The sequence below is a fragment of the Streptomyces sp. CB03234 genome (assembly GCF_001905885.1).
In the GTDB taxonomy this organism is placed as follows: Bacteria; Actinomycetota; Actinomycetes; order Streptomycetales; family Streptomycetaceae; genus Streptomyces.
In genome coordinates this window covers 172497-187459 of record NZ_LIYH01000005.1, presented here as the reverse complement: position 1 = coordinate 187459, position 14963 = coordinate 172497, and the positions used below count along the sequence as shown (strand labels likewise).

The following is a 14963-nucleotide window of genomic DNA, read 5'->3' as shown; positions in this document are numbered from 1 at the left end:
GATGGGCCGTACGCCAGGAGGGCCTAGCCGAGGACACCGCCGAAGAGGCCGCCGTGTGCCATACCGAGGCCGAAACCGATCGCCGAGGCACCCATACCGATGATCAGCAGGGTGCGCTCCCGTGTCGTCTCGGAGATGTACTGGCCGTAGGCGCCGGTGACGATGCCCACCAGGCCCGCCCACGAGCTGATCAGGTGGAGGTGGTGGAACTGGGCCGTGATGAAGGCGAGCGCTCCGAGTACCAGGGTCACCGCCATCAGCGTGTCCTGGAGCGGATGGGGCTTGCCGTCCGTGGCGAAGAGCGACGAGGTGGGGTGACGGTGGAATGCCTGGGCCATGAGGTACCTCCTGGCTGTGCCGGAAGGCGGCGCATCGTAGCGCCGCACGCACCCGATGTGTACAGATTGCGTCCCCTGGCCACGGGATTTCAACCGGAAGCCGGTGTGCGGGTAGTCTGGACGGTCTGCACCGGTGTCTGTCCATGTCCTGATCAGGGTCCCTCACTCGCTGAGGACGATTGTCAGTGGCGGCCGATACCGTTGCGTACGCATCACGACCCTCCTGCCACGGAACGACCGTGGCCGCTGAGTCCAAAGGAGGTGGGTTCCACATGCGTCACTACGAGGTGATGGTCATCCTCGACCCCGATCTCGAGGAGCGCGCTGTCTCCCCGCTGATCGAGAACTTCCTCTCCGTCGTCCGTGAGGGCAACGGAAAGGTCGAGAAGGTCGACACCTGGGGCCGTCGTCGTCTCGCTTACGAGATCAAGAAGAAGCCCGAGGGCATCTACTCGGTCATCGACCTGCAGGCCGAGCCTGCGGTCGTCAAGGAGCTCGACCGCCAGATGAACCTGAACGAGTCGGTCCTCCGGACCAAGGTCCTCCGTCCCGAGACCCACTGAGCAGCTAGCTCAGAGGTCATCGGGTTTCGAGTAGCAGCAGCAAGCAGCCAGAAGCAATCCCGCCGAGAGGTTCCCCATGGCAGGCGAGACCGTCATCACGGTCGTCGGCAATCTTGTCGACGACCCCGAGCTGCGCTTCACCCCGTCCGGTGCGGCGGTCGCGAAGTTCCGCGTCGCGTCCACTCCCCGCACCTTCGACCGTCAGACCAATGAGTGGAAGGACGGCGAGAGCCTGTTCCTCACCTGCTCGGTCTGGCGCCAGGCGGCGGAGAACGTCGCCGAGTCGCTCCAGCGAGGCATGCGCGTCGTCGTGCAGGGCCGGCTGAAGCAGCGGTCGTACGAGGACCGCGAGGGCGTCAAGCGCACGGTCTACGAGCTGGACGTCGAGGAAGTCGGCCCCAGCCTCAAGAACGCCACGGCCAAGGTCACCAAGACCACCGGCCGCGGTGGCCAGGGCGGCTACGGCGGCGGTCAGCAGGGCGGCGGCAACTGGGGCGGTGCCCCGGGTGGTGGCCAGCAGGGTGGCGGCGGTGCTCCCGCCGACGACCCGTGGGCGACCAGCGCGCCGGCCGGCGGCAGCCAGCCGCAGGGCGGCGGAGGCGGCTGGGGCGGAAGCTCCGGTGGTGCCGGCGGCGGCTACTCGGACGAGCCCCCCTTCTAGGCCCCTCAGGGCTTCGAGGGCTCAGGCTCGTACCCCACTTCTTGATCACACAGGAGATACACCATGGCGAAGCCGCCTGTGCGCAAGCCGAAGAAGAAGGTCTGCGCATTCTGCAAGGACAAGACCGCGTACGTGGACTACAAGGACACGAACATGCTGCGGAAGTTCATTTCCGACCGCGGCAAGATCCGTGCCCGCCGCGTCACCGGCAACTGCACGCAGCACCAGCGTGACGTCGCCACGGCCGTCAAGAACAGCCGTGAGATGGCGCTGCTGCCCTACACGTCCACCGCGCGATAAGGGAGGGTGACGAAACATGAAGATCATCCTCAAGCACGAGGTCTCCGGCCTCGGCACCGCCGGTGACGTCGTCGACGTCAAGGACGGTTACGCTCGCAACTACCTGGTCCCGCGTGGTTTCGCGATCCGCTGGACCAAGGGTGGCGAGAAGGACGTGGCGCAGATCCGCCGCGCCCGCAAGATCCACGAGATCGCGACCATCGAGCAGGCCAACGAGATCAAGGCCCAGCTCGAGGGCACGAAGGTGCGCCTGGCCGTTCGCTCCGGCGACGCCGGCCGTCTCTTCGGCTCCGTGACCCCGGCGGACATCGCTTCGGCGATCAAGTCCGCGGGTGGCCCCGAGGTCGACAAGCGCCGTGTCGAGCTCGGTTCGCCGATCAAGACCCTGGGCTCGCACCAGGTCTCCGTGCGTCTGCACGCCGAGGTCGTCGCGAAGCTCGGCGTCGAGATCGTCGCCGCCTGAGCACTGCGCTCAGCGATCGCCTAGCGATCGTCCCGCGTGACAGAAGGGCCGCACCTCCGGGTGCGGTCCTTCTGCTGCGCTTGTGGTGCCCTTTGGTGATGTTTCACGTGAAACATGCCCCTTGGGTCAGCGTGTGGCGCCCGTGACCACCCAGCGGCCGGACCGCATGCGCAGCCAGAGCGTCAGCATCCGGACCGTCATCATCAGCCCCATCGCCCACCACAGGGCCGTGAGTCCGCCGCCGAGTGCGGGCACCAGCAGGGCGACCGGTGCGAAGACGGCGAGCGTCACGACCATCGCGCCCGCCAGATAGGGGCCGTCTCCGGCGCCCATCAGCACACCGTCCAGGACGAAGACCACTCCGGCGATCGGCTGCGAGAGCGCCACGACGAGCAGCGCGGGCAGGAGCGTGTCCTTCACGGTGGGGTCGCTGGTGAACAGCGGGATGAAAAGTGGCCGGGCCAGGACGATCAGCGCGCCGAGCACCAGGCCGGAGGCGATGCCCCACTCGACCATACGTCGGCAGGCTCGCCGTGCCCCATCGGCGTCGCCCGCGCCCAGGTAGCGGCCGATGATGGCCTGCCCTGCTATGGCGATGGCGTCCAGGGCGAAGGCCATCAGGCTCCACAGGGACAGGATGATCTGGTGGGCGGCGACATCGACGTCCCCCAGCCGGGCGGCGACGGCGGTGGCGATCATCAAGATCGCGCGCAGTGAGAGCGTACGGATGAGGAGGGGGACGCCTGCTTGGGCGCTCGCCCGTATGCCGGCGGCGTCCGGCCGCAGCGATGCGCCGTGGCGCCGTGCTCCCCGTACGACCACGAAGAGGTAGGCAGCGGCCATGCCGCACTGGGCTATCACCGTGCCCCAGGCGGATCCGGCGATGCCGAGCCCGGCACCGTAGACGAGCGCCACGTTGAGCACCGCATTGGCGGTGAAGCCGGCGATGGCGACGTACAGGGGGGTCCTGGTGTCCTGCAGGCCGCGGAGGACGCCGGTGGCGGCGAGCACGATCAGCATCGCCGGTATGCCGAGGCTGGAGATGCGCAGGTAGGTGGTGGCGTAGGGGGAGGCTGTGCCTGAGGCGCCGAAGACCTCGACCAGCCAGGGTGCCGTGGGCAGGGTGAAGGCGATGACGGCCAGACCCAGGAGCAGTGCCAGCCAGATGCCGTCCATGCCCTGGCGGATGGCCGAGGGCAGGTCACCGGCGCCTACCCTGCGGGCGACGGCCGCGGTGGTGGCGTAGGCGAGGAAGACGAAGACGCTCACGGCGGTGGAGAGCAGGGCGGCTGCGATGCCGAGCCCGGCGAGCTGCGGGGTGCCGAGGTGGCCGACGATGGCGCTGTCGACCAACACGAAAAGCGGCTCGGCGACGAGCGCTCCGAAGGCCGGGACGGCGAGCGCGATGATCTCGCGGTCGTGTCGGCGTCGTTCGCTCTTCGGTCGCGCGGGGGCCTGGGTCATGGGAGCAATCTAATCTTCCACAGGTAAGAGATGCAAGGGCTAACTGGTCCTTACCGATCGCCCTGGTGGCGGCTGGGGTGTGCGCCGTTTGTTCTGATCTTGGCCCAGCCGGGAAAGTTTTTCTCCCCCACAGCCAGTGGATGGAAAAAGACCAGGTCAGTTGGGGTCTCTCGGTCGGGCTATGAGTTTGTCCACACGGCTGTCCCCCGCTCCGTGCACAGGTTCTGCGGGGTTCTCCACAGCATCTGGGTCTTCACCCACAGGCCCTGTGGATAACCAGATTGGCTGACGGTGCCCGCGGGCCTACCGTGGTCCGGCGCTCGACGCGCCAGAAGCGGGGTTGAGCCTCTCGCTTTGTCAGTGTCGTGCCGTAGAAAGAGTGGCACGGCGAGGGTCCGCGGAGCGGACGGGAGGAGGTGGGCCGGTGAGCATTCCCGAGCCCTTGGACGACCCCTGGGCCGACACCGGTCCCAGTGACCGTCTGCCCGTCACCCGTCCGCGCGGCGGTGACAATCGCGGGCGCGGTATGGGCCGCGACGAGCAGCACGAGCGGGGCAGCGAGAGCGGACCCTGGGACAGTGGCGCGGGCGGGTTCGAGCGGGTGCCGCCGCAGGACCTCGACGCCGAGCAGTCCGTGCTCGGCGGCATGCTGCTCTCCAAGGACGCCATCGCGGACGTCGTGGAGATCATCAAGGGCCACGACTTCTACAAGCCGGCCCACGAGACCATCTACACCGCCATCCTGGACCTCTACGCCAAGGGGGAGCCGGCCGACCCCATCACGGTGGGCGCCGAGCTGACCAAGCGCGGGGAGATCAACCGGGTCGGCGGCGCGTCGTACCTGCACACCCTGGTCCAGTCGGTACCGACCGCGGCGAACGCCTCGTACTACGCGGAGATCGTCCACGAGCGTGCGGTGCTGCGCCGTCTCGTCCAGGCCGGCACCAAGATCACGCAGATGGGATACGCCGCCGACGGCGATGTCGACGAGATCGTCAACTCGGCCCAGGCGGAGATCTACGCGGTCACCGAGCAGCGCACGAGCGAGGACTACCTGCCGCTCGGCGACATCATGGAGGGCGCTCTCGACGAGATCGAGGCGATCGGTTCGCGCAGCGGCGAGATGACCGGCGTACCGACGGGCTTCACGGATTTCGACTCGCTGACGAACGGCCTGCACCCCGGCCAGATGATCGTCATCGCGGCCCGTCCCGCCATGGGAAAGTCGACGCTGGCGCTGGACTTCGCCCGCGCGGCGTCGATCAAGAACAACCTGCCGAGCGTCATTTTCTCCCTTGAAATGGGCCGCAACGAGATCGCGATGCGCCTGCTGTCGGCGGAGGCTCGCGTGGCGCTGCACCATATGCGTTCCGGCACGATGACGGACGAGGACTGGACGAGGCTGGCGCGGCGGATGCCGGATGTGTCGCAGGCCCCGCTCTACATCGACGACTCCCCGAACCTGTCGATGATGGAGATCCGCGCCAAGTGCCGTCGGCTCAAGCAGCGGAACAACCTGAAGCTGGTCGTCATCGACTACCTCCAGCTGATGCAGTCCGGTGGCTCCAAGCGCGCCGAGAGCCGGCAGCAGGAGGTCTCCGACATGTCGCGAAACCTGAAGCTGCTGGCCAAGGAGCTGGAGCTTCCGGTGATCGCGCTCTCACAGCTGAACCGTGGCCCCGAGCAGCGTACGGACAAGAAGCCGATGGTCTCGGACCTCCGTGAGTCCGGCTCCATCGAGCAGGACGCGGACATGGTCATCCTGCTGCACCGCGAGGACGCGTACGAGAAGGAGTCGCCCCGCGCGGGCGAGGCGGACCTGATCGTGGCCAAGCACCGTAACGGCCCGACGGCGACGATCACCGTGGCCTTCCAGGGCCACTACTCGCGGTTCGTGGACATGGCACAGACCTGATCGCCCGGCCTGGCGGTTCTGGCTCCGTGTCATTCACTGCGTTACGGGCAGGCACTCGGCGAGCAGGTCGACGATGTCTCGCCAGGCCCGCTGCGCGTGCTGACGGTGGTGGCCGACGCCGGGGAGCACGGTCTGGTCGACCGGCGGGTGGTGGAAAGCGTGCAGGGCTCCGCCGAAGACCACGAGGCGCCAGTCGACGCCCGCGGCCTGCATCTCGGCGGTGAACGCGTCCCGTTGCTCAGCGGGCATGATCGGGCCCTCCGATCCGACCCCGGCCCACACGGGGCAACGGATGCGTGCCGCCTCGCCCGGTCGGCCCGTGGTCAGTGCGTTGACCGCCCGATCGCCCGCAGATTGACGCCCTCGCGCCCGAGTTCCAGCACGATCGCGCCCCCGGTGCCGTAGCCGATGGCGGCGATCCGGTCGGGGTCGGTCCGCGGTTCGGCACGCAGCACATCCAGTGCCGCATGGCCGATACCCCGCATCCTGTCGGGGTCGGCGAGCAGCGGGGTCACGCGCGCCAGCATCTCCTGTGGGTCGGTGAACCAGTGCCCGCCGTGGAGGTCGAAGGCCAGCGTGACGTACCCCAGTTCGGCGAGGGCGTCGGCCCGGCGGCGCTGGAAGTCGTCCAGGCCCGGGCCCTCGGGCCCGATCAGGAATGTGGGCGGCGGTCGGTACCGGCGGAGAGCGCGAGGTGCCCGCTCATCGTCAGGCCGTCGGCCGGCCAGGTCGGTCTTCGCCGCCAGCAGAGCGGGTGCCTGCAGGTCCGGGGCGTTTGACCTTCACGCTGCTTGAAGGCCGACAATCGCGGCCATGGACGAGGAGATCGACGGGATCGCCGGGACCGGAGCGCGGTTGAGCATCGGGGCCTTCGCCCGGCGGGTGGGGCTGGCGCCGAGTGCCCTGCGGTTCTACGACGACTGCGGTGTGCTGCGCCCCGCACACGTCGACGGCGTGACGGGCTACCGCTACTACGAGCCGGGCCAGGAGGCGCGTGCCGGTGTGGTGCGGCGGTTGCGGGAGGCGGGGCTGCCGCTGGTGGACGCCTTGGTGGTGCTCGACGGCGGTCGGGAGGCGGCCCGCGCGGTGCTGGAGGACCATGCGCGAAGGAGCCGCGACATGGCGGCGGCGGCCCAGGCGGCCGTCGAGGACATCCTGTGCGACCTGCCCGGTGCATCGGGAACGAGGCCGGGGACGGGAACGCGGGCCAGGGTCGGCGGAGCGGAGTTCGCCAGCGCCGTACGGCAGGTGGCGCCGGCGGCGGCCGGGGCGGGCGTAGGGGAGGAGTTGCGCGAGCTGGGCTGTGTGCTGCTGGAACTCGACGGCCAGGAGGTGCGGTTGGTGGCGACCGACCGCTTCCGTCTGGCGGTCCGGGTGCTGCGGGCAGAGGCCGGCGGGGGCGGGCCGCGTCAGGTGCTGGTGGACGCCGCTGAGATGAGGGACATCGCCGCCTGGGCGCTGTGGCTGCCGGAGGTCACCATGGAGATCGACGGGCCGGGCGCCTGGGTCCGCAGTGGGGACCGGGTGCGCGCTGTGCCGGTCGTCGACGGTGCCTTCCCGGACTACCGGATGGTTCTGGACGGCCTGCCACCGGCCCGGCACCGGATCATCGCCGGGCGGGGCGAGCTCCGCGAGGTGCTGACCGGCCGTTGCGGGAGCCCGGCGGTCGCCCTGCACACCGAGGAGCGCAGGCTGGTGGCCACCGCTCCCGGAACGGAACGCACCACGCTGCGCGCCATCTGCACCGGACCGGCGCTGCGTATCGCCTTCGACCCGGATGTGCTCCTGGCAGCGCTCGACGCGGGGGTGGGTCCGGACGTCCTGCTGGAGATCTCTTCGCCGACGCAGCCGGTGGTGGTCCGTTCCGCGGACCAGGGCAGCTTCACCACCCTGGTCATGCCGGTCCGGGAGACAACACGGTCGTACAGCGCCGTATAGCGCGTCGTACGGCCAAGCGGGGGCACAAAGCGGTCGACGGGATCGGGCACGGGCGGATACACCTGGGGCATGACGTCAACTTTCGGCACACTTCTCCCCAGCACCGAGCGCGCCCTCCTGCACCGGGTGGCCACCGCGCAGGCCGAGGGCCGTACGCCTTCTTTCGTCGGCGCGGTCGCCAGGGACGGCCGGCTGCTGTGGGAGGGCGGGCGCAGCTGCGTCGACGGGCACGTGCCGGATGCCGATACGCAGTACCGGATCGGTTCCATCACCAAGCCGTTCACGGCGGTTCTGGTGATGCGGCTGCGGGACGAGGGGCTGCTCGACCTGGGGGATCCCCTGGAGAAGCACCTGCCCGGGACGGGTGTGGGGGATGTGACGATCGCTCAGTTGCTCGGGCACAGCGCCGGGCTTGCGGCCGAGTCGCCGTCACCATGGTGGGAGCGGACGCCAGGGATGTTGCGCCCGGAACTCGCCGATGTGCTCGGGGAGCGGCCGCTGCTGCACCCGGCTGGGCGGCGACACCACTACTCCAACACCGGGTACACGCTGCTGGGTTCGCTGATCGAGGCAGTGCGCGGGGTGACGTGGGAGGAGGCGCTGACAGCCGAGATCCTGGAACCCCTGGGGCTGGGGCGTACCAGCACCCGGCCTGTCGCTCCGTATGCCGGTGGCTGGGCGGTGCATCCGTGGGCCGATGTGATGATGCCCGAACCGGCCGAGGACCTCGGGCTGATGGCGTCGGCGGGCCAGTTGTGGTCGACCGCCTCGGATCTGTGCCGGTTCGCCTCCTTCCTGGCGGAGGGCGACGAGCGGGTGCTGAGCGCCGAGACGCTGCGGGAGATGCGTACCCCTGCCGTACCGCCGGAGGCCGGGGACTGGAACGGTTGCTATGGGCTCGGGCTCCAATTGGTACGCGCGGGCGAGCGCACCCTGGTGGGGCACGGCGGTTCCCTGCCGGGGTTCCTCGCGGGCCTGTGGGTGAGCGTGGAGGACGGTGTCGCGGCGGTCGCCCTGGCCAACGCCACGTCCGGGCCGATGCCCGGAGTGGTCGCCGCCGAGCTCGTACGTATCGTGGCCGACGCCGAGCCGCGCATTCCGGAGCCCTGGCGGCCGCTGCCCGAGGTCGATCCGGCGCTGCTGGAGCTGACCGGGCCGTGGTACTGGGGTACGCACTCCTACGGCTTGCGCGTGGTCGCGGATGGCGGTGTGGAGCTGTGCCCCCTGCGGGGTCAGGGACGTGCCTCGCACTTCCGGGCAGAGGGGGACGGCACCTGGACAGGTCTGGACGGCTACTACGCGGGAGAGACGCTGCGGGCCGTGCGGCGCGAGGACGGTTCCGTCAGTCACTTGGACCTCGGCTCGTTCGTGTTCACACGCGAGCCGTACGAGCCGAGGGATGCGGTGCCGGGCGGTGTGGACCCGGAGGGCTGGCGCGGGCTGTGATGTTTCACGTGAAACGGTGCGCCCCGGGGCGGGAGGACGTCACAACGTCATTTTGAAGCCCACATGCGAGGCTTCGAAGCCGAGCCGCTCGTAGAAGCGGTGTGCGTCGGTGCGGCTGGCGTCGGACGTCAGTTGCACCAACTGGCACTGCTCGCGCCGGGACTCGGCGATGGCCCATTCGATGAGCTGAGTGCCCAGACCGCCGCCGCGCTCATCGGCGTGTATGCGAACGGCTTCGATGATCGACCGGTTGGCGCCACGCCGTGACAGTCCCGGAATGATCGTGAGGTGGAGCGTCCCGACGACCCGCTCATCGCGGACGGCGACGACCAGACGCTGATGTGGGTCGCCCGACAGCCGCTCGAAGGCGGCGGAGTACGGAGTGAGGTCGTCGGGCGACTCACGCTGCGCCCCCAGGGGGTCGTCGGCGAGCATGGCCACGATCGCGGGGATGTCGGCGGGGGCTGCAGGCCTGATCTCAAGATCGCTCATGGGGCGCAGGCTACTTCCGCGTGTTACCCGGCGGCTGGTCAGGCCACTGGTACGTGCAGCTCTTCGACCGCCCTGACCAGTGGGGCCAGCTCCGGGTTCTTCGCGGCCTCGTCGAGCGCTTCCCGCAGAGCGGCGTCATTGGTGGGCCGGGCCTCGGCGAGCAGCGCCAGGCCGGCCTCGGTGACGTCGGTGTAGATACCGCGTCGATCGGTGTCGCAGAGATAGCGCGTGAGCAGTCCGCGGTCCTCGAGGCGGGTGACCAGGCGGGTGGTGGCGCTCTGGCTGAGGACGACGGCGTCGGCGACCTGCTTCATCTGGAGGTGGCCGCCGGGGCCGTTGTGCTGTCGGCTGAGGACATCGAGCAGGGAGAACTCACGCACGCTCAGGCCGTGCTTGGCCTCCAGCTCACGCTCGATACGGGCCTCGATCCTGCCGTGGAGCAGAGAGAGGGCGCACCAGCCCTGCGCGAGGGCGGTGAGCGCCGGACCTGTGGCTGTCATGGGAGATCTCTCCTCTGTCCCGGAGCGGCTTGTCCCCAGGATAGACGACGTCCGCAATAGCCCGCGCTTGCAATTAACCAGCGTCTGCAATTATTGTCGACGCCCGTAAGGCGCAGATGCAACCTCTGGGGAAAGGGTTCACCCATGCCACTCGCGCTCCTCGCCCTCGCCATCGGGGCCTTCGGGATCGGAACCACCGAGTTCGTGATCATGGGGCTGCTTCCCCAGGTCGCGGCCGACTATCAGGTGTCGATCCCGACCGCCGGCTACCTCGTCACGGGCTATGCACTCGGCGTCGTCCTCGGCGCTCCACTGATGACAGTCCTGGGGACCCGGGTCTCCCGCAAGCGCATGCTGATGCTTCTCATGGGGCTGTTCATCGCGGGCAACGTTCTGTCCGCCGTCGCCCCTGCCTTCGGCCTCATGCTGGTCGGACGGGTCGTCGCCTCGCTCGCCCACGGCGCGTTCTTCGGCATCGGCTCCGTGGTCGCCGCCGATCTGGTCGCGCCGCAGAAGAAGGCCGGCGCGATCGCGATGATGTTCACCGGCCTGACCGTCGCCAATGTGGTCGGCGTGCCGGCCGGTACCTTCATCGGCCAGACGGCCGGCTGGCGCGCGACCTTCTTCATCGTCGCCGCCCTCGGTGTCCTCGGCCTGCTCGGAGTCGCGAAGCTGGTGCCGGAGCAGCCCAAGCCCGAAGGCGTACGACTGCGCCACGAGCTCGCCGCCTTCCGCAATGTCCAGGTCCTGCTGGCCATGGCGATGACCGTCCTGGGCTTCGGCGGCGTGTTCGCCGCCATCACCTACATCACCCCGATGATGACCGAGGCCGCCGGATTCGCCGAGTCCTCGGTGACCTGGCTGCTGGTCCTGTTCGGCCTCGGCATGGTCGGCGGCAATCTGATCGGCGGCAGGTTCGCCGACCGCAAGCTGATGCCACTGCTGTACGTATCGCTGGGCGCCCTCGCCGTCGTCCTGGCACTGTTCACTGTCACGGCGCACAACCGGATCACGGCCGCGATCACGGTCACGCTCATTGGCGCGCTGGGCTTCGCGACCGTACCGCCACTGCAGAAGCGGGTCCTGGACCAGGCTTCCGGTGCTCCCACCCTCGCCTCCGCGGTGAACATCGGCGCCTTCAACCTCGGCAACGCGCTGTCCGCCTGGCTCGGCGGTGTCGTCATCGCCGCGGGCCTCGGCATCACCGCCCCCAACTGGGTCGGAGCCGTCCTTGCCGCGTCCGCCCTGGCACTGGCCGTCCTCTCCAGCGCCCTCGAACGCCGCGATGCCCGGCGCGACAGCCGGATCGTCGCCGGGGCCGCCCCCGGGCCGGCCGCCGTCCCCGCGGCTCACCACTGAGACATCCGCGCCGCCCTCGACCGCCCGCTCCTCTTCCTCGCGGGTGGCGTACGGTCCGCCGTGACGGCCGCCTGATCGGCGCGATCGGCGTGGGCGGCGGCCCGAGCAGAACCACGGTTTGGCCATGGCGGCCGTAGGCCTGTTTCACGTGAAACAACGTCCCGCGGAGGACCCGTACTAACCTCGGCGTACATGGCGAGCCCACCCAGACTCCATCTGTTCGACCTCGACGGCACACTGATCCGCGGATCCGCGGCAGCCGTGGAGATCTCCCGCCAGCTCGGGCTGAGCGCCGAGATCGCCGAGCTGGAGCGCGCACTCCTGGCCCGGGCCCTGACTCCTGACGAGTTCGCGGTGCGGGCCAGGGAGCTGTGGTCCGAGCTGACCCTGGAGCACGTCGCCGCAGCGTTCGACGAAGCGCCGTGGCTGGCAGGCATCCGCGAGGTCTGGGCGGATATCCGGGCGGGCGGCGGTTACTGTGCGGTCGTTTCCCTGTCACCCGACTTCTTCGTCGAGCGGCTGCTCGACTGGGGGGCGCACGCCGCCCACGGTTCACGTTGGCCTGCCGTGCCATTCACCCAGCCGGTCAATCGCGACGGCATTCTCAATGCGTCGGCGAAAGTGAAGATCGCGAACCAACTCTGTGCAGAGTTGGGGGTGGAGCTGGACGAGTGTGTTGCATACGGTGATTCCATGTCCGACGCGGAGATCTTCGCGACGGTTCCGGTAGCGGTGGCGATCAACGCGGACCATCATCTGTCCGGGCTTGCCACACACACGTATACGGGAGGCGATCTCCGCGAAGCCTACGAACTGGTACGAGTCCGCCGTTAGTCGAAACACACGGTGGTAACGCAGCCTAACGAAAACTGGGGACGAAATCCGGGCTTTCCACTCTCGCTCTGACGAGCCGGCAACTCCTGCCATGCTGCGACCACAGCAACTGCGGTCAATGTCACAGCCAGTCGCACTCGTCCCGATTCGTGGTGCGGCTGAGGGTTACTGTGGGCGGCGGGCAGCGAATACGAGGCGAAAAGCGGCGAATTGAGGCAGCTTCCGGGCCGGCGGAAGTGCTATAGACCGACCGAAAGATGTTCGAGGCGAGGCACTCTATGGACGCTCCGACCACCACGTCGGCCGACAACGGCACGTCCGGCGACAACGGCGGGGGCAGTGGCTGGTTCACACCGCGCAAGCCGGTCACCGACCGGCCCGCCGGACCCGAGGCCGCCCATGCCGACGGGCACCCGGGGCGTGAGGCGGGTGCAGGCCAGGCTCCGGAGGGACATCAGGAACGAATAGCCGGTGCGCGTCGGCCGCTCACGTCCATACGCATGGTCGGCACCGGTGCGGCGCGTATGGCGGAGCCGGAGGCCGGCGCGGCCCCGGCCTCCCGGGCGCCGGAGGCGGAGACGCGCGTGCCGTCGACCGTGCCGTGGCCCGACGGCTCCCAGCGCCCGGTGCGCGAACGCCAGGCCGAAAGGCCCATGGCTCCGGAGCCCCCGCACGCCCCCGCCGGCCCGGTGCACGCGCCGGATCCCCAGGACGCCCCGTACGACGCGCCCGCCGGCCAGGTGGACGACGCACGGCACCCGGACAGCGCCGGACACCCCCCGCGCGCGGAGCACGCCGACGAGGCCCACCACGCCGACCACGCCGACCACGCCGACCACCTCGACAGCGCCCGGCACCACGACCGCGCGGCTCACCCGGACGGCCCGCACGCCCACCCGGACGGCCCCGACGCCCAGCCGGGCAGCCCCGAGGAGCATCCCACCCCCGAGACGGTGGCCGGCGCCGTGGCCGCGGAGTCCGGGTCGCCCGATGCGATACGTGTCCGGCGGACGCTCGCCGAGGTGGGGCCCGTCTCCGACAAGGTGACCTCGTACTTCTACGCCCTGCTCTTCACCCGCAACCCCGAGCTCCGCGGCCTCTTCCCGGCGGCCATGGAGGCCCAGCGGGACCGGCTCCTCAAGGCTCTGCTGACCGCCGCCGAGCACATGGACGACGCCGCGGTGCTCACCGAGTACCTCCAGCACCTGGGCCGCGGCCACCGCAAGTACGGTACCGATGCCTCGCACTACCCGGCCGTCGGTGAGGCGCTCATCGGGGCGCTGAGCCGGTACGCGACGACGACGTGGGACGAGGAGACCGAGGCCGCCTGGGTCCGGACGTACACCACGATCTCCCAGATCATGATCGACGCGGCCGCCGAGAACGAGCGGCACGCGCCGGCCTGGTGGCACGCCGAGGTGGTCTCGCACGACCTGAGAACGCCCGACATCGCGGTCATCACGGTCCGCCCCGACCAGCCGTACCCCTTCCTGGCGGGCCAGTACACGAGCCTTGAGACCCCTTGGTGGCCGCGGATCTGGCGGCACTACTCCTTCGCCTCCGCGCCCCGCTCGGACGGACTGCTGTCCTTCCACGTCAAGGCCGTCCCGGCCGGCTGGGTGTCCAACGCCCTGGTCCACCACGCCCGCCCCGGCGACGTGCTGCGCCTGGGTCCGCCCGCCGGTTCGATGACCGTCGACCACACCACCGACAACGGCCTGCTCTGCCTGGGCGGCGGCACCGGAATCGCGCCCATCAAGGCGCTGGTCGAGGACGTCGCCGAACACGGCGCCCGGCGCCCCGTCGAGGTCTTCTACGGCGCCCGTACCGATCACGATCTGTACGACATCGACACCATGCTGCGGCTCCAGCAGTCCCACCCGTGGCTGGAGGTGCGCGCGATCATCGACGGCAAGACGCAGCTGCCCGATGTGGTGCGCGAGTACGGACCGTGGAACGAGTACGACGCGTACCTCTCGGGGCCGGCCGGCATGATCCGCAGCGGCGTCGACGCGCTCCGGGGTGTCGGCATGCCCTACGAGCGGATCCGCCACGACTCGCTCGAAGAGCTCGTGGCGGCCGGCGACTGAGCGGTTCCTGACTGAGCGGTGCCGAGCTGAGGGGCACCGACTGAGCGGTGCGGGCAATCGGCGCGGGTCAGCCCAGGTCGGGGGCGTGCATCGCCCGTACGCCCTCGATGTTGCCGTCCAGGTAGTGCCGCAGCGACAGCGGTACGAGATTGACGGCGGCGATACCGACCCGGCTGAAGGGCACCCTGACGATCTCGTACTCGCCGAGCGGCTCGTCCACCTCCGGCCCGTGCCGCTGGGCGGGGTCCATGGACTCCAGCCGGCAGACGAAGAAGTGCTGCACCTTCACGCCCGAGACGCCGCCGTCCACGATGTGCTCGACCGTGTCGACGAAGCACGGCACCACATCGGTGATCTTGGCGCCCAGTTCCTCGTGGACCTCCCGGTGGAGCGCGTCGACGACCGTGGCGTCGCTCGGCTCGACGCCGCCGCCCGGGGTGAGCCAGTAGGGATCCATGCCGGGCTTGGTGCGCTTGATCAGGACGAGATCGTCACCGTCGAGCAGAATGGCGCGTGCGGTGCGCTTGACCACTGGACGTTCGGTCATGGCTTGAAAATGGCCCGTGGCGCCCCTCCTGAAACCCGCCCGGTACGCCACCC

General features: G+C 69.6%; 15 protein-coding genes and 1 pseudogene. 10 read left to right on the top strand and 6 right to left on the bottom strand.

Going from position 1 to position 14963, the window contains the following annotated elements:
• Positions 1-23: 23 nt before the first annotated feature.
• Entirely contained in the window at positions 24-338 is a 315-nt protein-coding gene (locus AMK26_RS22160) for a hypothetical protein (RefSeq protein WP_073756471.1), read from the bottom strand.
• A gap of 272 nt (positions 339-610) precedes the next feature.
• Between AMK26_RS22160 and rpsF the strand changes: the two genes are divergently transcribed.
• From rpsF to rplI, 4 genes are all read left to right on the top strand, one after another.
• Positions 611-901 carry a 30S ribosomal protein S6 gene (rpsF, locus tag AMK26_RS22155; RefSeq protein ID WP_004950685.1) on the top strand — a complete coding sequence of 97 codons (291 nt, stop codon included), beginning with the start codon at positions 611-613 and terminating at the stop codon, positions 899-901.
• 76 nt (positions 902-977) lie between these two features.
• Positions 978-1562 carry a single-stranded DNA-binding protein gene (locus AMK26_RS22150; RefSeq protein WP_073756470.1) on the top strand — a complete coding sequence of 195 codons (585 nt, stop codon included), beginning with the start codon at positions 978-980 and terminating at the stop codon, positions 1560-1562.
• Positions 1563-1625: 63 nt separating this feature from the next.
• The gene (gene rpsR, locus AMK26_RS22145; protein WP_005315025.1) at positions 1626-1862 is read left to right on the top strand and encodes a 30S ribosomal protein S18; all 237 of its coding nucleotides are present in this window, start codon (positions 1626-1628) and stop codon (positions 1860-1862) included.
• Between the two features lie 16 nt (positions 1863-1878).
• Positions 1879-2325 carry a 50S ribosomal protein L9 gene (gene rplI / locus AMK26_RS22140; RefSeq protein WP_073756469.1) on the top strand — a complete coding sequence of 149 codons (447 nt, stop codon included), beginning with the start codon at positions 1879-1881 and terminating at the stop codon, positions 2323-2325.
• A 126-nt stretch (positions 2326-2451) separates the two neighbouring features.
• Here rplI and AMK26_RS22135 read toward each other — a convergent pair whose 3' ends face one another.
• Positions 2452-3789, bottom strand: coding sequence for an MATE family efflux transporter (locus tag AMK26_RS22135; RefSeq protein ID WP_073756468.1), 1338 nt, complete (start codon positions 3787-3789; stop codon positions 2452-2454).
• Between the two features lie 424 nt (positions 3790-4213).
• Between AMK26_RS22135 and dnaB the strand changes: the two genes are divergently transcribed.
• On the top strand, positions 4214-5704 hold the full coding sequence (gene dnaB / locus AMK26_RS22125) for a replicative DNA helicase (RefSeq protein ID WP_073756467.1): 1491 nt from the start codon (positions 4214-4216) through the stop codon (positions 5702-5704).
• Between the two features lie 33 nt (positions 5705-5737).
• Here the strand turns inward: dnaB and AMK26_RS22120 are convergent.
• Positions 5738-6410: pseudogene (locus tag AMK26_RS22120) on the bottom strand (dienelactone hydrolase family protein).
• Between the two features lie 107 nt (positions 6411-6517).
• Here AMK26_RS22120 and AMK26_RS22115 point away from each other — a divergent pair.
• Positions 6518-7642: a DNA polymerase III subunit beta family protein gene (locus AMK26_RS22115; RefSeq protein ID WP_073756466.1), complete on the top strand. Its 1125-nt coding sequence runs from the start codon at positions 6518-6520 to the stop codon at positions 7640-7642.
• Between the two features lie 69 nt (positions 7643-7711).
• Complete coding sequence (locus tag AMK26_RS22110) at positions 7712-9088, top strand: serine hydrolase domain-containing protein (protein WP_073756465.1); 1377 nt, start codon at positions 7712-7714, stop codon at positions 9086-9088.
• 39 nt (positions 9089-9127) lie between these two features.
• Here the strand turns inward: AMK26_RS22110 and AMK26_RS22105 are convergent, their stop codons facing one another.
• Complete coding sequence (locus tag AMK26_RS22105) at positions 9128-9580, bottom strand: GNAT family N-acetyltransferase (RefSeq protein ID WP_073756464.1); 453 nt, start codon at positions 9578-9580, stop codon at positions 9128-9130.
• A gap of 38 nt (positions 9581-9618) precedes the next feature.
• Positions 9619-10080 carry a MarR family winged helix-turn-helix transcriptional regulator gene (locus tag AMK26_RS22100; protein ID WP_073756463.1) on the bottom strand — a complete coding sequence of 154 codons (462 nt, stop codon included), beginning with the start codon at positions 10078-10080 and terminating at the stop codon, positions 9619-9621.
• Positions 10081-10224: 144 nt separating this feature from the next.
• On the opposite strand from AMK26_RS22100, the gene AMK26_RS22095 reads away from it, so the two are divergent.
• The 3 genes from AMK26_RS22095 (at position 10225) to AMK26_RS22085 (ending at position 14363) form a co-directional block, all read left to right on the top strand.
• On the top strand, positions 10225-11439 hold the full coding sequence (locus AMK26_RS22095) for an MFS transporter (protein ID WP_073756462.1): 1215 nt from the start codon (positions 10225-10227) through the stop codon (positions 11437-11439).
• A gap of 192 nt (positions 11440-11631) precedes the next feature.
• On the top strand, positions 11632-12273 hold the full coding sequence (locus tag AMK26_RS22090) for an HAD family hydrolase (RefSeq protein WP_073756461.1): 642 nt from the start codon (positions 11632-11634) through the stop codon (positions 12271-12273).
• Between the two features lie 278 nt (positions 12274-12551).
• Positions 12552-14363, top strand: a complete 1812-nt coding sequence (locus tag AMK26_RS22085) for a globin domain-containing protein (protein WP_079277746.1) — start codon at positions 12552-12554, stop codon at positions 14361-14363.
• 67 nt (positions 14364-14430) lie between these two features.
• On the opposite strand, the gene AMK26_RS22080 is transcribed toward AMK26_RS22085, so the two are convergent.
• The gene (locus AMK26_RS22080) at positions 14431-14910 is read right to left on the bottom strand and encodes an NUDIX domain-containing protein (RefSeq protein ID WP_073756459.1); all 480 of its coding nucleotides are present in this window, start codon (positions 14908-14910) and stop codon (positions 14431-14433) included.
• Positions 14911-14963 lie beyond the last annotated feature (53 nt).